The sequence below is a fragment of the Pseudomonas sp. MN1F genome, assembly GCF_009391885.1.
In the GTDB taxonomy this organism is placed as follows: domain Bacteria; phylum Pseudomonadota; class Gammaproteobacteria; order Pseudomonadales; family Pseudomonadaceae; genus Aquipseudomonas.
The window spans coordinates 165,670-183,231 of the sequence record NZ_VZII01000014.1; the positions used below are offsets into that span (position 1 = coordinate 165,670).

Genomic DNA, 17,562 nt, shown 5'->3' on the forward strand with positions numbered 1-17,562 from the left:
ACGGGCCGAGGCGACACATGGGAGATACCTGGCAGGCGTGCAATGGCTCTCGACCGGGGAGCACCGATCCCCACCCCCTAAGTGTTGCAAAGGAGAGATGCCATGAACCTCAAGACTATCGCCAGTGCCAGCCTGTTCGCCGTGCTCAGCTTCGCTGCCGTTGCCGCCAATGCCAGCACCACATCGATGAACGACGCCAGTGTCATGCAGTACCGCTACGGCGACCATCTGGATGTGAAGAAAGTGCTGTCGGTGAAAGACGACCACAGCAATGCCTGCGGCCCGGTCAGGACCCGTATGGACTACCTCGACTCCAAAGGCCAGCATGAGAGCGTCGAATACCGCACCTACGCCACGAGCGGTTGCCATGACAACTGATCGCCGGCGGCTGTTGAAAGTGGGGGGCATGGGCTTGGCGCTGGTTGGTCTGGGCCTCGCTGGAGGGCAACTGCTGGCCCGCGACAACTATGGCGCCATGCCGTCGCTGGCTGGCGCCAGCCAATGGCTCAACTCACCGCCACTGGACGCCCCGGCGCTCAAGGGCAAGGTGGTGCTGGTGGACTTCTGGACCTGGGACTGCATCAACTGCCAGCGCAGCCTGCCGCACGTCAACGACTGGGCACGGCGCTATGCCGACCAGGGCCTGGTGGTGGTGGGTGTGCATACGCCCGAGTACGACTACGAGCACGATGTGGGGCAGTTGAAAAGCAAGGTGGCCAGCCTGGGCATCGCTTACCCGGTGGCGGTGGACAATGATTACCAGGTGTGGAACGCCTGGGGTAACCAGTTCTGGCCAGCGCATTACTTTGTCGATCGGCAAGGGCAGGTGCGGCATGTGCACTTTGGTGAGGGTGACTATGCCGGGCAGGAGAAAGTCATACAGGCGTTGCTGGATGAGAAAGGTTAGACCTCTGTTGCCTCATCGCCGGCAAGCCGGTGATGAGGCCGGGGCAGGTTCAGGAGAAACTGGCGAAATGCGCCTGCATCCGCTCGGCATCCGCCTGTTTGCCACTGAACAGCTCGAACGCCTTCACCGCCTGGAATACTGCCATGTTGCTGCCATCGAGCGTGCGGCAACCTAGTGCCCGTGCTGCTTTCAGCAGTTCGGTCTCCAGCGGGAAATAGATGATTTCAGCCACCCACAAGCGCGGGTGCAGCAGCTCCACGGGAAGGGGCGTGCCGGGTAACTTGGCCATGCCCACGGGTGTGGTATTGACCAGGCCATCGGCCTCGGCCACCTCGACCGCCAGGTCCGCGCCAAGTACCGCCCGACCTGGGCCGAAATGGCCGTTGAGGTTATCCACCAGCGCCTGGGCACGCGCCGCATCCACTTCGAACAGCACCAGTTGCTCGACACCTTCGCTCAGCAGCGCATGGGCCACCGCCGAGCCAGCGCCGCCAGCGCCCATCTGCACCACGCGCCGGCGCGACACATCCGGCAGGCCACGGCGCAGGCCTTCGGCAAAGCCCAGGCAGTCGGTGTTGTGACCCACCCGCTTGCCGTCCTTGAGTACCACGGTGTTCACCGCGCCAATGCCGCGGGCCTCGTCCGACAGCTCATCGAGCAACGGCAGGATCGCCTGCTTGAACGGGTAGGTGATGTTGAGCCCGGTGAAGCCGGTGTGCTGAGCGGCATCGAGCAGTTGTGCCAGGGCGCTGTCCTCCAGCTGGAGCTGGTCGGCGTCGATCAGGCGATAGAGGTAACGCAAGTGCTGGGCGTCGCCTTCGTGTTCATGCAGGGTGGGGTACGCGACAGCTGGATGCCACGGCCGATCAGGCCGGCAAGGATGGCTGGCTGGGTCATGCGCGTGGCTCCTGAAGCATCTCGGCAAAGTGGCTCAGGGCCATGCGGTAGCCGTGGCTACCCAGGCCGCAGATAACGCCCACGGCAATCGACGAGACGAACGAGAGGTGGCGGAACGGCTCGCGCTTGTGCACGTTGGACAGGTGTACTTCGATGACCGGGAGTTCGCTGGCCACCAGGGCGTCGCGGATGGCCACCGAGGTATGGGTCCAGGCACCGGGGTTAATCACGATACCGGCACAACGGCCACGGGCGGCATGGATCCAGTCGATCAGTTCGCCTTCGTGGTTGGTCTGGCGGAATTCGATCTCCAGGCCGTGGGCCAGGGCCGTGTCGGCGCAACCCTGGGCCAGGTCGGCGAGGGTTTCATGGCCATACTGGGTGGGTTCACGGGTCCCCAGCATGTTCAGGTTGGGGCCGTTGAGCACGAGAATAAGGGGCTTCATGACGGGCATCGCTTTGTTGTTGTTGAATACTCCTATGTTTGTACCGGGTGGTTAATTTCGTCAATTGGCTCAGGTGTCGCATGGCGGCAAAGTGGGCGATTATCGAACTTGTCCGGCCAGGCCGGCGGATTACACAATTGTAATGTTCACGCCACCGCCTCGATAACCAGCCCTCCTTACAGTCCCTCGCCAACGCTTGTCGACGAGGACTCCCGAAGTGCCCACCCCCCGCAAGATCGCCTTGCTCAGCCTGTTGCTGGCGGCCACCGCCAGCGCCCAGGCCGGGCCAGGCATGAGCCTGCCCGAGGCGCTGAGCGCCGCTTTCGCCAACAACCCTGAACTGGCCGCAGCCGGTCGCGAAATCGGCATTGCCGAGGGTGAGCGGCGCCAGGCCGGGTTGCTCCCCAACCCTGAACTGGCCTGGGAAATGGAGGACACCCGGCGCGAAACCAGCACCAGCACCGTCACCCTCAGCCAGCCACTGGAGCTGGGCGGCAAGCGCGGTGCGCGCATTGCCGTGGCCGGTGCCGGCCAGGCCATTGCGCAGCTGGACCTCGAACGCCAGCGCAATGGCCTGCGCGCCGATGTGGTCCAGGCCTATCACGCCGCCCTGCGCGCGCAGACCGGCGTGGAACTGGCGCAGCAGTCGCAGGCGCTGACCGAGCGTGGCCTGCGGGTGGTACAGGGCCGGGTCACGGCCGGCCAGTCGTCACCGGTTGAGGCCACCCGTGCCCAGGTGCAACTGGCCCAGGCCCAGGCCGAGGTGCGTCGCGCCGAAACCCAGCGCACGGTGGCCTACCAGGCCCTGGCGCGGTTGACCGGCAGTCCGCTGGCGACCTTCGACACCTTGCCGGCGGCCAGCCAGTCGCCTGGCGCTGCACCTTCAGCCGATGCTTTGCTCGGCCAGGTCGAACGGACCGCCGAGTGGCGCCTGGCGGCCGCCCAGGTCGAGCGCGGCGAAGCGTCGCTGGGCTCGGAAAAGGCCCTGCGCATTCCCAACCTCACCGTCAGCGTCGGCAGCCAGTACAGCCGTGAGGACCGCGAGCGGGTCAACGTGGTCGGGCTGTCGATGCCCTTGCCGTTGTTCGACCGCAACCAGGGCAACGTGCTGGCTGCCGCACGCCGCGCCGACCAGGCCCGCGACCTGCGCAACGCGGTGGAACTGCGCCTGCGCAGCGAAACCCGTAGCGCCGTCGGTCAGTGGCGCACGGCGATGCAGGAGGTGCAGGCCTACGACCGCACCATCCTGCCGTCGGCGCAGCAGGCCGTGGACACCGCCACCCGTGGCTTCGAGATGGGCAAGTTCGCCTTTCTCGACGTGCTCGACGCCCAGCGCACCTTGATCGACGCGCGCGGGCTGTACCTCGAGGCCTTGGCCGCGGCAACCGATGCACGGGCACAGGTCGAGCGGATCTATGGCGACCTGGATGGTTTGAGCAACATTTCGAGCAGTAGGAGCAACAATGACTAACCCGCGTAAACTCGCACTCCTGGCCGCTGCCATCGCCGTTCTCGGCGTGGCTGGCCTGGCCTGGACCGGCAACCTTGGTCAGGCCAGCAAAGGCCAAGCCAGTACCGCAGAGCCCCGGCACGACGATCATGGCGAAGACAGCCACGGTGACAGTGATGAGGCTGGTGAAGCGCACCAGGAAAAGGAAGGTGCGCTGCACCTGTCGATCGCCCAGATCGAGTCGGCCGGCATCCAGCTGGCCGCCGCCGCCCCTCGGGCACTGGGCACCGCCATCAGCTTCCCTGGCGAGATCCGCTTCGATGAAGACCGCACAGCCCATGTGGTGCCACGGGTGCCGGGGGTGGTCGAGGCGGTGCAGGCCGAGCTCGGCCAGGCGGTCAAGCGCGGCCAGGTGCTGGCGGTGATCGCCAGCCAGCAGATCTCCGACCTGCGCAGTGAGCAGCAAGCCGCCCAGCGCCGCCTGGAACTGGCGCGCCTGACCTTCCAGCGCGAGCAGCAACTGTGGCAGGAACGCATCAGCGCCGAGCAGGACTACCTGCAGGCGCGACAGGCCTTGCAAGAGGCCGAGATCGCCCTGGCCAATGCCCGGCAGAAGGTGGCCGCGGTCGGCCCGGCCGGTGCCGGTAACCGCTACGAATTGCGCGCCCCCTTCGATGCCGTGGTGGTGGAAAAGCACCTGACCGTGGGCGAGGTGGTCGACGAGACCAGCAATGCCTTTACCTTGTCCGACCTGAGCCGGGTCTGGGCCACCTTCGCCGTCGCACCCCGCGACCTGGCCCGGGTCACCAGCGGGCGCAGCGTGACCGTCAGCGCACCGGACCTCGGCGCCGAGGTCGAGGGCAAGGTCAACTACGTCGGTAGCCTGCTCGGCGAACAGAACCGCGCCGCCACCGTGCGCGCCACCCTGGCCAACCCCAACGGTGCCTGGCGCCCCGGGCTGTTCGTCAACATTGCGGTCCATGTCGAGCGCTTCAATGCCGCCGTCGTCGTGCCCGAGAGCGCGTTGCAGAGCTGGGAGGAACAGACCGTGGTGTTCGCCCGCACCGACGAAGGTTTCGAGGCCCGCCCGGTGAAGACCGGCCGCCGCGACGCCGGCCAGGTGGAGATCACCTCAGGCCTGGCGGCCGGCACCCAGGTGGCTGCCGCTGGCAGCTTTGTCCTCAAATCCGAGCTCGGCAAGGCATCAGCCGAGCACAGCCATTGATTGCGGGGACGCTTGCATGTTCGAACGCCTGATCCAATTCGCCATCGAGCAGCGCCTGGTGGTGATGCTCGCCGTGGTGCTGATGGCCGCCGTGGGCCTGCACAGCTACCAGAAACTGCCGATCGATGCGGTGCCTGATATCACCAACGTCCAGGTGCAGATCAACACCGCCGCACCGGGCTATTCGCCGCTGGAGACCGAGCAGCGCATCACCTTTGCCATCGAGACCGCCATGGCTGGCCTGCCGGGCCTGAAACAGACCCGCTCGCTGTCGCGCTCGGGGCTGTCGCAGGTGACGGTGATCTTCGACGATGGCACCGATATCTTCTTCGCCCGGCAACTGGTCAACGAGCGCCTGCAGGTGGCCCGCGAGCAGTTGCCCGAAGGCATCGAGGCCGGCATGGGGCCGATCTCCACGGGCCTGGGGGAAATCTTCCTGTGGACGGTGGAGGCCGAGCAGGGCGCGCTCAAGGACGATGGCACGCCTTTCACGGCGACCGACCTGCGGGTGATCCAGGACTGGATCATCAAGCCGCAGCTGCGCAATGTGCCCGGCGTCGCCGAGGTCAACAGCATCGGCGGCCACGCCAAGCAGTACCTGATCGCCCCCGAGCCCAAGCGCCTGGCGGCCTACAAGCTCACGCTCAACGACCTGATCGCAGCGCTTGAGCGCAACAACGCCAACGTCGGTGCCGGCTACATCGAGCGCAACGGCGAGCAACTGCTGATCCGCGCGCCGGGGCAGGTGGCCTCGGCCGAAGACATCGCCAACATCGTCATTTCCAGTGTCGATGGCACGCCGATCCGCGTCAGCCATGTTGCCCAGGTCGGTCTGGGTGAAGAGCTGCGCTCTGGCGCGGCCACCGAGAACGGCCGCGAGGTGGTGCTGGGCACGGTGTTCATGCTGATTGGCGAGAACAGCCGCACGGTGTCCCAGGCCGTGGCGGCCAAGCTCGCCGAGATCAACCGCAACCTGCCCAAGGGCGTGGTGGCGGTTACGGTCTATGACCGCACCAACCTGGTGGAAAAGGCCATCGCCACGGTGAAGAAGAACCTGGTCGAAGGCGCGGTCCTGGTGATTGCCGTGCTGTTCCTGTTCCTGGGCAACATCCGCGCCGCGCTGATCACGGCCATGGTCATCCCGCTGTCGATGCTGTTCACCTTCACTGGCATGTTCAGCAACAAGGTCAGCGCCAACCTGATGAGCCTCGGCGCCCTGGACTTCGGCATCATTGTCGATGGCGCGGTGGTGATCGTTGAAAACGCCATCCGTCGCCTGGCCCATGCCCAGCAGCGCCATGGCCGCATGCTGACCCGTGCCGAACGCTTCCATGAGGTGTTCGCCGCTTCCCGCGAGGCGCGCCGGCCGCTGATCTACGGGCAGTTGATCATCATGGTGGTGTACCTGCCGATCTTTGCCCTGACCGGGGTCGAGGGCAAGATGTTCCAGCCGATGGCCTTCACTGTGGTGATGGCACTGCTGGGCGCCATGATCCTTTCGGTGACCTTCGTGCCAGCGGCCATCGCGCTGTTCGTCACCGGCAAGGTCAAGGAGGAAGAGGGCGTGGTCATGCGCACCGCCCGCCTGCGCTATGCACCGGTGCTCGAGTGGGTGCTGGGCCGGCGCAAGCTGGCGTTCACCGCCGCCGCCGGGCTGGTGCTGCTGTCAGGGGTGATGGCCAGCCGCATGGGCAGCGAGTTCATCCCCAGCCTCAGCGAAGGCGACTTTGCCTTGCAGGCGTTGCGCGTGCCAGGCACCAGCCTGTCGCAGTCGGTGGACATGCAGCAGCGTCTGGAGCAGGCGATCATCGCCCAGGTGCCGGAGGTGGAGCGCGTGTTTGCCCGCACCGGCACCGCCGAGATTGCCTCCGACCCGATGCCGCCGAACATCTCCGATGCCTACGTGATGCTGCGCCCGCGCGAGCAGTGGGTCGACCCCGGCAAGCCCCGCGAGGAACTGATTGCCGAGGTGCAGCGCGCGGCTGCCAGCGTGCCGGGCAGCAACTACGAGCTGTCGCAGCCGATCCAGCTGCGTTTCAATGAATTGATTTCCGGTGTGCGCAGCGACGTGGCGGTGAAGGTGTTTGGTGATGACATGGACGTGCTCAACCGCACCGCCACGCAAATCGCCAGCAGCTTGCAACAGGTACCCGGCGCCTCGGAGGTGAAGGTCGAGCAGACCACCGGCCTGCCGGTGCTGACCATCGACATCGACCGCGACAAGGCTGCGCGTCATGGCCTGAATGTGGGCGACGTGCAGGATGCCATTGGCATTGCTGTCGGAGGGCGCACGGCGGGCACGCTGTACGAGGGCGATCGCCGCTTCGACATGGTGGTGCGCCTGTCCGAAACCCTGCGTACCGATGTCGATGGCCTGGGCAGCCTGCTGATTCCGGTACCGGCCAGCGCTGCAGCCGGTGCGGCACAGATCGGCTTCATCCCGCTGTCGCAGGTGGCCACGTTGAACCTGCAACTGGGGCCTAACCAGGTCAGCCGCGAGGATGGCAAGCGCGTGGTGGTGGTCAGCGCCAACGTGCGTGGGCGCGACCTGGGTTCGTTCGTCGAGCAGGCCGAGCAGACCTTGCTTGAGCAGGTGCAGATCCCGCCGGGTTACTGGACCCGTTGGGGCGGCCAGTTCGAGCAGTTGCAGTCGGCGGCCGAGCGCTTGCGGGTGGTGGTGCCGGTAGCGCTGCTGCTGGTGATGGCATTGCTGCTGATGATGTTCAACAACCTCAAGGACGGCTTGCTGGTGTTCACCGGGATTCCGTTTGCATTGACCGGCGGGGTGCTGGCGTTGTGGCTGCGGGACATTCCGCTGTCGATTTCCGCAGGCGTGGGCTTCATTGCCTTGTCGGGCGTGGCAGTGCTCAATGGCCTGGTGATGATTGCCTTCATCCGCAACCTGCGAGAGGAAGGGCGCGGTTTGCGCGCGGCGGTCGAGGAGGGGGCGTTGACGCGCCTGCGGCCGGTGTTGATGACCGCGTTGGTGGCGTCGTTGGGGTTCATTCCGATGGCCTTGGCTACCGGGACCGGGGCCGAGGTGCAGCGGCCGCTGGCGACGGTGGTGATTGGCGGGATTCTCTCGTCGACGGCGTTGACCTTGCTGGTGCTGCCGGCGCTGTATCAATGGGCGTACAGGCGCGAAGAGGATTGAGATCGCCGGGGCCGCTTTGCGGCCCCAAGTGCCTCAGGCCGAAGTGCGGACCTGAGGGCTCACATCATTTCCGGCTTCATCATGCAGCGAAATCCGCGATGTCTCCGGCAACGCCAACCCACCCACCAACGCCACCAGCGCGATCACCACCAGGTAGAACGCCGGCGCCAGGCTGCTGCCGGTCTGCCCGATCAGCCAGGTCGCCACCAGCGGCGCGGTACCGCCAAACAGGGTGTAGGCCACGTTGTAGGTGATCGCCGAAGCGGTATAGCGGGTCCGCGTCGGGAAGCTTTCCGACAGCAGCGCCGCCGTCACCACGCCACTGCACAACGCCCCCACCGCCAGCAGGATCACCCCCAGCAGCGCCCCCGACATCGAACCGGAACTGGCCAGCCAGTAAGCGGGGAACACGCAGACCATCACCCACAGGCAGGTGAAACCAATGGTTTTGCGCCGCCCGACCCGGTCCGAGAAGGCCCCAGCCAGCGGGCAACCGACGGCAGCGAACAGCAACGCCACGGTGGTCACCAGCAGCGACTGGGCGCGGGTCAGGTTACCGACCATTTGCAGGTAGGTGGCGAAGTAGGTGGTGAACATGTAGAACGACAGCGCCGTCAGCGAGATGAACATGCCCAGGTTGCGGATCGCCCGGCCGTGGTTGCGCAGGGTTTCCTTGAGCGGCGAGTGCTCATGCTCCTTTCCCTGGGCGACAGCCTCGCGAAACGCCGGGGTCTCCTCCATGCGCCAGCGCAGGTACAAGCCCACCAGCCCCAGCGGTGCGGCCACCAGGAACGGGATGCGCCAGCCCCAGGCGCTCATCGCCTCGGCCGACAGGCTGGCCTCCAGGCCATAGGCGATCACCGCCGCGCAGGCAAAGGCGGAGAAGGTCGACACCGGCACGAAGCTGCCATAGAACGCGCGCTTGTTGCGGGGTGCATGCTCCATCAGGTAGGCGCAGGCGCCGGCATATTCACCGCCGGCGGAGAACCCCTGCAGGCAGCGCGCCAAGGTCAGCAGCGCCGGTGCGGCAAGGCCGATGCTGGCGTAGGTCGGCAGCAGGCCGATCAAGGTGGTGGAGCCGGCCATCAGCAGGATGGTCAGCGACAGGATGCGCTTGCGCCCCAGGCGGTCGCCGAGTGCGCCGAACACGATACCGCCGAGCGGGCGCAAGGCGAAGGCCACGGCAAACACGGCGAAGGTCTTGAGCAGGGCGACGCTGCCATCTTCGCTGGCGAAGAACTGGCTGGCGATCAGTGTGGCGAGGAAGCCATAGACGGCGAAGTCGAACCATTCGACGAAGTTGCCGATGGCCGAGGCGGCGATGACCCTGCGCAGGGTGGCGGGGGATACCTCATGCGATGCAGACATACGGAAGCTCTCCGGTTTCCATAGGCAGCCTGGATGAATGTGGCGCGCTCAGGCGCGCCATCGTTGTTATCTAGGGCCAGTAGACCGGCCAGCGGGGACAGGCGCATCGTTGAGGGCGACATCGGGATATCTGTTTCGACCGCCACGGGCAGGCGCTACACCGAAAACACCACCCCGGTGCGCGAGGCCGCATTGCGGATGTGCTCCTGCATCGCCTTCTGCGCGGCCGCCTGCGAGCGGCGGCTCAGGGCGCGGAGGATCTTGCGGTGTTCCTGCCAGGTTTCCATGGCGCGTTCCGGGCGAATGAAGGGCAGCTTCTGGCTCTCCAGGAAGATCTCCTGGCTTGCGGTGATCACCTGCAGCATCGCGTGGTTGCCGCAGGCCTGCAGCAACCGTTGGTGGAACGCGAAGTCCAGTTGGGCTGCGGCTTCGAAGCGGCCCGCACGCAACTCCTGGTGCATCGCCTCGACATTTTCCTCCAGGCGATCGATGTCGTCTGCGGTCAAGGCCAGTGCCGCTTGCCCGGCGGCAAAGCCTTCCAGGGCGTAGCGCAACTGGAAGGTGTCAATGGCGGACACCTGTTCGGCATAAGGCCAGGCAAACGTCGAGGCCGCCGGTGCGGTCGCTTGCACGAACACGCCCTTGCCCGGCTGCACGCTGACCAGGCCCAGGGCACTGAGCGACGACAGCGCTTCACGCAGCGATGCCCGGCTCACCCCCAGTTGCTCGGCAAGGTCACGCTGCGAGGGCAGGGCATCGCCGGGTTGATAGGCGCCTTCGTCGATCAGCTTGCGGATGCCTTGCAGGGCCTGTTCGGGGACGGCGCGGGGGAGGGTATCGAGCATGCTGTTCAGACCGGTCGGAGGGCGATGACTTTGGCTTTTTACGGCGATTACCGTGCGCTGGCAAGTGTTGCTCCGCGCTGGCGCAGCGTATTGCCCGGCTGCACGAAAGCGGGGCGTGCCCCCTGCGGCGCAGGCGGCTGCCTGGCAACTGTTCAGACCAGTAAGACCGTTCAGTGCGCGCTTTCGACACGTTCGTGGCGGGCCGAGGCGCATTTTGGCATGGCCCGTGCACTGCCCAGCCAGCAGTCCATTTCCTGAATCTCCGCGAGGCCATCCGATGAAGACATTCCGCACCCTGTTCCTGGCCACTCTGTTTTGCAGCGGCGCCCTGGCGTTGCCAGGCGCGCAGGCCGATGCGCTGGCCGACATCAGCGCCCGTGGCGTGCTCAAAGTGGCGGTGCCGCAGGACTTCCCGCCCTTCGGTTCGGTCGGCCCCGACCTCAAGCCCCGTGGCCTGGACATCGATACCGCGCAGCTGCTGGCTGACAAGCTGGGGGTGAAACTGGCGCTGACGCCGGTCAATAGCACCAACCGCATTCCGTTTCTCACCACCGGCAAAGTCGACCTGGTGATCTCCAGCCTGGGCAAGAACCCCGAGCGTGCCGCTGTCATCGATTTTTCCCGCCCCTATGCACCGTTCTACCTGGCCGTGTTCGGCCCGACCGACGTGGACATCGCCGGGATCGACTCGATCGCCGGCAAAACCATCAGCGTCACCCGTGGCTCGATCGAAGACATGGAACTCAGCGCCGTGGCCCCCAAAGGTGCGGTGATCAAGCGCTTCGAGGACAACAACTCGACCATCGCCGCCTACCTCTCCGGGCAGGTCGAGCTGATCGCCAGCGGCAGCGTGGTGATGGCGGCCATCGCCGAGAAGAACCCGGCCAAGGTGCCAGTGGTCAAGGTCAAGCTCAAGGATTCGCCGGTCTACGTGGGGATGGCCAAGAACGAGCCTGCGCTGATGGCCAAGGTCAACGCCACGCTGGAGGCCGCCAAGGCGGACGGCAGCCTGAACCGCAATGCCGAAAAATGGTTGAAACAGCCGCTGCCGGCCGACCTCTGAGCGGCGCCCGGAGCCTGTCACCATGGCCTATGAATTCGACTTCGCCCCTGTGTTGGCCCAGGCCGACCTGCTGCTCAAGGGCGCCTGGTTCACCCTGCAACTGACGGCGGTCGGCACCTTGCTGGGCGTAGCCATCGGCGTGCTGGGTGCCGGTGTGCGCGCCTGGCACGTACGGCCCTTCGACGCGCTGTTTGGCCTGTACGTGGAGCTGGTCCGCAATACGCCTTTCATCGTCCAGCTGTTCTTCATTTTCTTCGGCCTGCCTGCGCTGGGTATTCGCTTGAGCGAATGGCAGGCGGCGGTGCTGGCCATGGTGGTCAACCTGGGCGCCTATTCCACGGAGATCATCCGTGCAGGTATCCAGGCCATCCCCAAGGGGCAGCTGGAAGCCGCCGCAGCCTTGGCCATGAACCGCTTCGAGGCGTTCCGCCATGTGGTGCTGCAGCCGGCGTTGGCCAAGGTCTGGCCGGCACTGTCCAGCCAGATCGTGATCGTCATGCTGGGCTCGGCGGTGTGTTCGCAGATTGCCACCGAGGAGCTGTCGTTCGCGGCCAACTTCATCCAGTCGCGCAACTTCCGTGCGTTCGAAACTTACCTGCTGACCACCGCGCTGTACCTGCTCATGGCCATTCTTTTGCGCCAGTCGCTGGCCTGGCTGGGGCAGCGCCTGCTGATGGGGAGACGCTGATGGACTTCACCTTCTGGGACATCCTGCGCAACTTGCTGGTCGGCTTGCAGTGGACCTTGCTGCTGTCATTGCTGGCCTTCGTCTGCGGTGGCCTGGCCGGGCTGCTGGTGCTGGTCGGGCGGCTATCGGAGCAACCGCTGTGGCGCGGGCTGGCGCGTGGCTATATCGAGCTGTTCCAGGGCACGCCGCTGTTGATGCAACTGTTCATGGTGTTTTTCGGCATTGCCCTGTTCGGCCTCGATGTGTCGGCCTGGATGGCAGCGGCCATTGCCTTGACCCTGTTCACCAGCGCCTTCCTCGCCGAAATCTGGCGCGGTTGTGTCGACGCCATCCCGCGTGGCCAGTGGGAGGCCTCCGGCAGCCTGGCGCTGAGCCGCCTGGAGCAATTGCGCCACGTCATCCTGCCGCAGGCTCTGCGCATTGCCGTCGCCCCGACCGTGGGCTTCTCGGTGCAGGTGGTCAAGGGCACGGCGGTGACCTCGATCATCGGCTTCACCGAGCTGACCAAGACCGGCGGCATGTTGGCCAACGCCACCTTCGAGCCGTTCATGGTCTACGGCCTGGTCGCGCTGGGTTATTTCATTCTCTGCTATCCGCTCTCGCTGAGCGCCCGTTACCTGGAAAGGAGGCTGCATGCCCCTGCTTAGAGTGTCTGCACTGCACAAGTACTATGGCGACAACCACGTGCTCAAGGGCGTCGACCTGAGCATCGAGGAGGGCGAGGTGGTGGCTATCATCGGCCGTAGCGGCTCGGGCAAGAGTACCTTGCTGCGCACCCTCAATGGCCTGGAGTCGATCAGCGACGGCGTGATCGAAGTCGATGGCGAATACCTCGACGCCAGCCGTGCCGACCTGCGCGCCTTGCGCCAGAAGGTGGGCATGGTGTTCCAGCAGTTCAACCTGTTTCCTCACCTGAGCGTGGGCGAGAATGTGATGCTTGCGCCGCAGGTGGTGAAGAAGGCCAGCCGCAGCGAAGCGCGCCAACTGGCCGAACAGATGCTGGCACGGGTGGGCCTGGCGGAGAAGTTCGATGCCTTCCCCGACCGGCTTTCCGGCGGCCAGCAGCAGCGCGTGGCCATTGCCCGGGCCCTGGCCATGTCACCCAAGGTACTGCTGTGCGACGAGATCACCTCGGCGCTCGACCCTGAACTGGTCAATGAGGTGCTGGGCGTGGTGCGTCAACTGGCCAGCGAGGGCATGACCCTGATCATGGTTACCCACGAAATGCGCTTCGCCCGTGAAGTGGGCGACAAGCTGGTGTTCATGCACCACGGCAAGGTGCATGAAGTGGGCAACCCTCGCGAGGTATTCGCCGCACCGCAAACGGCCGAACTGGCCAACTTCATTGGCGCGGTGGCGTCGGCTTAGGCCCGCGCGCCACGGCGCATACCCAGGGTCAGAAGCGCATGTCCACCGCCACCTCGAAGGTCCGCGGCGCCCCCATGTAGTACTGCAGCCCATAGGCCTGCTTGGCATACACCTCATCGGTCAGGTTGCGCACCCGCCCGGTGATGGTGGTGTGTTCATCCAGCCGATAGCGGGCAAAGGTGCCGAACAAGGTATAGGCCGGCGCCTTGAGAGTATTGGCGTTGTCGGCGTACACCGAACCGACATAGCGCGCATCCACCCCCGCCGACCAGGCCGAGGTGAAGCTGTAGGTCAGCCACAGGTTGGCGACATTGGCCGGCACGTTGACCGGGGCATTGCCCTTGCGCGAAACCGATACGCCGTTGACCGCTTCGTTGAACGCGTCGTACTGCGCGTCGACATAGGCGTAGTTGCCCTCGGCCAGCAGCTTCGGCGTGACCTGCAGCCGCCCGGACAGCTCGATGCCGCGCGAGGTCTGCTGCCCGGCCTGGACCGTCAGGTTGGGGTTGCTCGAATCGCGCACGGCAAAGTCCTTGCGCACGATCTGGTACAGGGCCACGGTCGCCGCGCCTCGCCCTTCGAGGAAGTCGAACTTGCTGCCCACTTCCCATTGCTCGCCCTTGGACAGGTCGAAGGTGCCGACGTTGGCGTAGGTGGCTGCCGCCAGCGAACCGGCCGGCAGGTCGGCGGCGGTGCTGTACTGGGCGTATAGGCTGGCCGACGGCGTCAGCTCGTAGGTCAGGCCAATGCGCCCGGACAGCGGTTCCCAGCGCCGCTCGAAGTACGCTGGCGAGGTCGGTGTCACCGCGCCGTAGTTGGTCACTTCCATGTCCAGGTAGTCGTAACGCAGGGCCGTGAGCAGGGCCAGGCGCTCGGTCAGTTGCAGGCGGTTCTCGGCGAACACGGCGCGGTTGCTGGTGACATGCCGGCGCTGCTTGGTCAGCCCGGCGTTCACCCCAGGGATGTCGTAGAAACTGCCGGGGTCGAAGTGGTCTGGGTCGACCACATCGGTCCAGCTTCCGGACGTCGGGTATACGCTCTGGCGCATGTGCGAGTAGTCCAGGCCCAGCGACCACTGGCTGGCCAGGCCGAACAGCTGGTGGTCGTGGCGCAGCTCGATGCGGTCGCCCAGCACGCTCTGTTGGTGGCGCTGCAGGTAAGGGCTGGCACGCTGCACATTGCCGTCGCGGGTGTAGCTGTAGCGCTCGACGTTGCGGTAATCGCGCTGGGCGCTGTAGTGGTAGAGGGTGTTGTGCACGCTGGTGCTGTCGCTGAGCTGGTAATCGAGCATCGAGCGCAGCCAGCGCACCCGCTGCTCGTAGCGGCCATCGCCGACGTTGTAGTTGTCGAAGCGGCGGCTGTTGTCGATCTTCATGGTGCTGCGCCCCGGCAGGATCGGCGCGCCCCAGTAGGGGCTGTCTTCGCGGTCTTCCTGATACTCCAGCGCCAGGGTGTGGGTCAGGTCGGGCGTCAGGTCGCTGAGCAGGGAAAACGCCAGGCTGTCAGTGTTGCGCTGGTTACGGTCGATGTAGCCATTGCTGCCGGTGTGGCTGAAGTCCAGGCGCATGAAATGGCGGGCATCGGCCGGGTTGCTGGCCAGTGCCTGGTTGATGCCGAAGGCCATTTCCGAGTCGTCGTAGCTGCCATAGCGCACGCGGCCATCGATGATCTGCTGGTCGCGGCTGGCGCTCTTGGTGATGTAGTTGATCGAGCCGCCCACGGCGCCTGCGCCATGCAGGAAGGACGACGGCCCGCCGAGCAGTTCGACGCGGTCCAGCACCCAGGCATCCACCGGCCGGGTGGCGCTGCTGTAGCCGAGGTTGATGCCATTGTAGAGCTGGGTCACCTGGTTCTGGGTGAAGCCGCGGTAGCTGACGAAACCGCCGTAGCCGGGGTTGGCCGACGCGTTGACGCCGGTCATGGCGTTGATCACGTCCTGGCTGTCCTTGGCGCCGCGTTCTTCAATGATGCGCCGGTCAGAGACGCTCACCGACGCAGGGGTTTGTCGCGCCGTGAGGCCCAGCCGCGAGCCGGTGCTGATCGGCTCGTCCAGTTGCACGCCGGAGGGCGCATCGCGCTCGCCGTCGATGGTGGTGGCGCTGAGTTCGACGGCGGCATCGTCCGCCCAGGCGAAGGTGCAGGTGCCCATCAGGAGCACCAGGGAGGTATTGCGAAGCATGTTGTTGGGTCTTCCACGCAAAGGTCATGGCTGACGGCGAGCGCGCAGGCAGGCGCGCCCGGCTCAAGTCAGGCGATCTGAGTAACGGCTGCGGGGAAGACGGCAGGGGGAGCGCGGGGGGTGAGGGCAGGGCGTTGGTAACGGGGCGGTGGCTGCGCCCAGCTGCGCACGACGATGGGCGAGGTGGCAGTGGCGTGTGCCAGGCTGAATGACCAGCCGCTGCTGGCAAGCGGTACGGCCAGGCCGAACGAGGAGCACATCGGGCAGTCGAGCTGGGCCATGTGCTGGTCGCTACCGGCGCCGTCGAGGTCGATGGCCACGCCGTGCTCGCTGTTGATCGAGCAGAAGCCACCCTCCAGGCCAGCCAGGCGCAGGCCGCCCATCTGGCCGTGGTGCAGGCCACACAGCAGCAGGCTGAACAGGACGCTGGCATAGAGCGTCCAGGCAGTCAGCGTGCGGGTGTGCCGGGTGATTTTCATGGCGGCGAATCTATCACCCGGACGAACGGCAGGGTAGTGCCTGGCCGTGGCAAGTTGTCGCAGTTCAGGCAGCGCGTTCGAGCACGTCCAGCAGCTCGACGAACTCCTGCGCCAGTTTGTGGCGTGGCGCCATGTGCACCAGCGGCACCGAAACCTGGTGCGATTCGCGCATCTTGATCGAGCTGCTCAGGTACACCGGCAACACCGGCATGCCTTCGGCGCGCAACTGATCGACCAGGGTCTGGTGCAGCGCGGTGCGCCCGGCGAACTGGTTGACCACCACGCCTTCCACCTGCAGCGCCGGGTTGTGGTCCTGGCGCAGTTCCTCGACCTCGGCCATGACGCTGAGCAGCGCCTGGCGCGAGAAGCTGTCGCAGTCGAACGGGATCAGCAGGCGCTCGGCGGCCACCAGGGCGCTGAAGGTGTAGAAGTTCAGTGCGGGCGGAGTGTCGATGTAGATCCGCTCATAATCCTCGCCCAGCTCCACCAGCAGCTTGCGCAGCTTGTTGATCTTGAACTTGCTTTCCAGCTTGCTCTGCAGGCCGCTGAGGTCGGGGCTGGCGGTCACCAGGTGCAGGTTGTCGTAGCGGGTTTCGGTGATCGCCACGCGGTGCTTCTTGCCGGCGGCGGTGACCGGCGAGAGGGTCTGGCGGAAGAAGTCGGCGATGCCGGCGGGGATGGCGTCGTCGGTCAGCCCGGTGAGGTAGTAAGTGGCGTTGGCCTGCGGGTCGAGGTCGACCAGCAATGTGCGATAGCCTTCGGCGGCACTGGCCGCGGCGAGGTTGCAGGCGATACTCGATTTGCCCACGCCACCTTTCTGATTGAAAACCACACGACGCATGAGACGCTCATCCATGAAAAGAGAAAATGTCAGGTTGGGGTCAATCCTATGACTGAAACACGACAGATTTATGACAAGTATTGAAACACTAGTTAAGTTCATCTTGCCCCAACCGCAAGCGCTCTGTTGCGGTGTTTTCGCCATGCCAGTCAGGCGCCTGGTTTCTCCAGTTTCTCCAGCTCCTGCTCGACCTGTTGCATGCGCTGCTCGGCCAATGCCTGGACCTTTTTATCCCGCGCCGTCTCGCGCATCAGGCCGGTGAGCTTGTCGCTCAGGCGCTTGCCTTCCTCGGTCTGCTCCAGCGCCTTGGCCTTGGCCGGGTCGTGGGTGGCGGCGACGATGGTGGCGAATTCGGCGTCGCTGAAGTTCTTCTCGCTGTAGAGCTTGTACAGGTCCTGGCGCTGGTCCTCGACGGTGAGGTGCTTGCGCAGGACGTTGCTGATGGTGGCGGCATCCAGCTGCGGGTGGGTGCGGGTGAGCAGTGCGGCCATACGCTCGATGTTGTGGTCGTAGGCTTCCTGCAGCGGCAGGTTGGCCAGGATCTGCTCCTCGCGGGTGGGCTTCTGGTCGCAGGCGGCGAGGGCGGCAGTGAACAGCAGGGGCAGCAGCAACTTCTGGATGCGGGGCATGGGGTGGCCTTGGGCGGGTATTT

16 protein-coding genes and 1 pseudogene are annotated in these 17,562 nt (G+C 65.5%); 9 read left to right on the forward strand and 8 right to left on the reverse strand.

The window, feature by feature from the left end; all coding sequences use genetic code 11:
* Positions 1 to 102 precede the first annotated feature (102 nt).
* Both F6X59_RS09680 and F6X59_RS09685 read left to right on the forward strand, forming a co-directional pair.
* Complete coding sequence (locus F6X59_RS09680) at positions 103 to 378, forward strand: DUF2790 domain-containing protein (protein WP_152956046.1); 276 nt, start codon at positions 103 to 105, stop codon at positions 376 to 378.
* The gene (locus F6X59_RS09685; RefSeq protein ID WP_152956047.1) at positions 368 to 907 is read left to right on the forward strand and encodes a thioredoxin family protein; all 540 of its coding nucleotides are present in this window, start codon (positions 368 to 370) and stop codon (positions 905 to 907) included. Before F6X59_RS09680 ends, F6X59_RS09685 begins: the two co-directional genes overlap by 11 nt.
* Positions 908 to 956: 49 nt before the next feature.
* Here F6X59_RS09685 and F6X59_RS09690 read toward each other — a convergent pair.
* Together F6X59_RS09690 and aroQ are read right to left on the reverse strand one after the other, a co-directional pair.
* Positions 957 to 1,804, reverse strand: a pseudogene (locus tag F6X59_RS09690) (shikimate dehydrogenase).
* A complete protein-coding gene (gene aroQ, locus F6X59_RS09695; RefSeq protein WP_152956048.1) occupies positions 1,801 to 2,250 on the reverse strand; it encodes a type II 3-dehydroquinate dehydratase in 450 nt (149 codons plus the stop codon). The pseudogene F6X59_RS09690 and the gene aroQ overlap by 4 nt, the downstream one beginning before the upstream one ends.
* 217 nt (positions 2,251 to 2,467) lie before the next feature.
* Between aroQ and F6X59_RS09700 the strand changes: the two genes are divergently transcribed.
* The 3 genes from F6X59_RS09700 to F6X59_RS09710 are packed head-to-tail and all read left to right on the forward strand — an operon-like array spanning position 2,468 to position 8,079.
* Entirely contained in the window at positions 2,468 to 3,721 is a 1,254-nt protein-coding gene (locus tag F6X59_RS09700) for a TolC family protein (protein WP_372240345.1), read from the forward strand.
* Positions 3,714 to 4,925 carry an efflux RND transporter periplasmic adaptor subunit gene (locus tag F6X59_RS09705; protein ID WP_152956050.1) on the forward strand — a complete coding sequence of 404 codons (1,212 nt, stop codon included), beginning with the start codon at positions 3,714 to 3,716 and terminating at the stop codon, positions 4,923 to 4,925. The genes F6X59_RS09700 and F6X59_RS09705 overlap by 8 nt, the downstream gene beginning before the upstream one ends.
* A 16-nt stretch (positions 4,926 to 4,941) precedes the next feature.
* The gene (locus tag F6X59_RS09710; protein ID WP_152956051.1) at positions 4,942 to 8,079 is read left to right on the forward strand and encodes an efflux RND transporter permease subunit; all 3,138 of its coding nucleotides are present in this window, start codon (positions 4,942 to 4,944) and stop codon (positions 8,077 to 8,079) included.
* A 33-nt stretch (positions 8,080 to 8,112) separates the two neighbouring features.
* Here F6X59_RS09710 and F6X59_RS09715 read toward each other — a convergent pair whose 3' ends face one another.
* Together F6X59_RS09715 and F6X59_RS09720 are read right to left on the reverse strand one after the other, a co-directional pair.
* On the reverse strand, positions 8,113 to 9,447 hold the full coding sequence (locus F6X59_RS09715; protein ID WP_152956052.1) for an MFS transporter: 1,335 nt from the start codon (positions 9,445 to 9,447) through the stop codon (positions 8,113 to 8,115).
* 155 nt (positions 9,448 to 9,602) lie between these two features.
* Positions 9,603 to 10,292, reverse strand: coding sequence for a FadR/GntR family transcriptional regulator (locus F6X59_RS09720; RefSeq protein ID WP_152956053.1), 690 nt, complete (start codon positions 10,290 to 10,292; stop codon positions 9,603 to 9,605).
* 277 nt (positions 10,293 to 10,569) lie between these two features.
* On the opposite strand from F6X59_RS09720, the gene F6X59_RS09725 reads away from it, so the two are divergent.
* From F6X59_RS09725 to F6X59_RS09740, 4 genes are read left to right on the forward strand one after another with little or no spacing between them, the layout of a single operon-like run.
* Positions 10,570 to 11,355 (forward strand): transporter substrate-binding domain-containing protein, encoded by a 786-nt coding sequence (locus F6X59_RS09725; protein ID WP_152956054.1) that lies wholly within the window; start codon positions 10,570 to 10,572, stop codon positions 11,353 to 11,355.
* Positions 11,356 to 11,377: 22 nt separating this feature from the next.
* Entirely contained in the window at positions 11,378 to 12,043 is a 666-nt protein-coding gene (locus F6X59_RS09730) for an amino acid ABC transporter permease (RefSeq protein ID WP_152956055.1), read from the forward strand.
* Entirely contained in the window at positions 12,040 to 12,690 is a 651-nt protein-coding gene (locus F6X59_RS09735; protein ID WP_178120065.1) for an amino acid ABC transporter permease, read from the forward strand. The genes F6X59_RS09730 and F6X59_RS09735 overlap by 4 nt, the downstream gene beginning before the upstream one ends.
* The gene (locus tag F6X59_RS09740; protein ID WP_054886390.1) at positions 12,677 to 13,411 is read left to right on the forward strand and encodes an amino acid ABC transporter ATP-binding protein; all 735 of its coding nucleotides are present in this window, start codon (positions 12,677 to 12,679) and stop codon (positions 13,409 to 13,411) included. The genes F6X59_RS09735 and F6X59_RS09740 overlap by 14 nt, the downstream gene beginning before the upstream one ends.
* Before the next feature lie 28 nt (positions 13,412 to 13,439).
* Here the strand turns inward: F6X59_RS09740 and F6X59_RS09745 are convergent, their stop codons facing one another.
* From F6X59_RS09745 to F6X59_RS09760, 4 genes are all read right to left on the reverse strand, one after another.
* Entirely contained in the window at positions 13,440 to 15,590 is a 2,151-nt protein-coding gene (locus F6X59_RS09745) for a TonB-dependent siderophore receptor (RefSeq protein ID WP_152956057.1), read from the reverse strand.
* Positions 15,591 to 15,658: 68 nt separating this feature from the next.
* Positions 15,659 to 16,069, reverse strand: coding sequence for a DUF2946 domain-containing protein (locus F6X59_RS09750; protein ID WP_152956058.1), 411 nt, complete (start codon positions 16,067 to 16,069; stop codon positions 15,659 to 15,661).
* Between the two features lie 64 nt (positions 16,070 to 16,133).
* Entirely contained in the window at positions 16,134 to 16,910 is a 777-nt protein-coding gene (locus tag F6X59_RS09755; RefSeq protein WP_152956059.1) for a ParA family protein, read from the reverse strand.
* A gap of 149 nt (positions 16,911 to 17,059) precedes the next feature.
* A complete protein-coding gene (locus F6X59_RS09760; protein WP_152956060.1) occupies positions 17,060 to 17,539 on the reverse strand; it encodes a hypothetical protein in 480 nt (159 codons plus the stop codon).
* Between the last annotated feature and the right edge of the window lie 23 nt (positions 17,540 to 17,562).

Coding starts and splice junctions, on each gene's coding strand:
- F6X59_RS09705 (WP_152956050.1), top strand. CDS start 3,714: ATGACTAACCCGCGTAAACTCGCACTCCTGGCCGCTGCCATCGCCGTT.
- F6X59_RS09730 (WP_152956055.1), top strand. CDS start 11,378: ATGGCCTATGAATTCGACTTCGCCCCTGTGTTGGCCCAGGCCGACCTG.
- F6X59_RS09710 (WP_152956051.1), top strand. CDS start 4,942: ATGTTCGAACGCCTGATCCAATTCGCCATCGAGCAGCGCCTGGTGGTG.
- F6X59_RS09760 (WP_152956060.1), bottom strand. CDS start 17,539: ATGCCCCGCATCCAGAAGTTGCTGCTGCCCCTGCTGTTCACTGCCGCC.
- F6X59_RS09720 (WP_152956053.1), bottom strand. CDS start 10,292: ATGCTCGATACCCTCCCCCGCGCCGTCCCCGAACAGGCCCTGCAAGGC.
- aroQ (WP_152956048.1), bottom strand. CDS start 2,250: ATGAAGCCCCTTATTCTCGTGCTCAACGGCCCCAACCTGAACATGCTG.
- F6X59_RS09740 (WP_054886390.1), top strand. CDS start 12,677: ATGCCCCTGCTTAGAGTGTCTGCACTGCACAAGTACTATGGCGACAAC.
- F6X59_RS09750 (WP_152956058.1), bottom strand. CDS start 16,069: ATGAAAATCACCCGGCACACCCGCACGCTGACTGCCTGGACGCTCTAT.
- F6X59_RS09680 (WP_152956046.1), top strand. CDS start 103: ATGAACCTCAAGACTATCGCCAGTGCCAGCCTGTTCGCCGTGCTCAGC.
- F6X59_RS09715 (WP_152956052.1), bottom strand. CDS start 9,447: ATGTCTGCATCGCATGAGGTATCCCCCGCCACCCTGCGCAGGGTCATC.
- F6X59_RS09755 (WP_152956059.1), bottom strand. CDS start 16,910: ATGCGTCGTGTGGTTTTCAATCAGAAAGGTGGCGTGGGCAAATCGAGT.
- F6X59_RS09725 (WP_152956054.1), top strand. CDS start 10,570: ATGAAGACATTCCGCACCCTGTTCCTGGCCACTCTGTTTTGCAGCGGC.
- F6X59_RS09745 (WP_152956057.1), bottom strand. CDS start 15,590: ATGCTTCGCAATACCTCCCTGGTGCTCCTGATGGGCACCTGCACCTTC.
- F6X59_RS09685 (WP_152956047.1), top strand. CDS start 368: ATGACAACTGATCGCCGGCGGCTGTTGAAAGTGGGGGGCATGGGCTTG.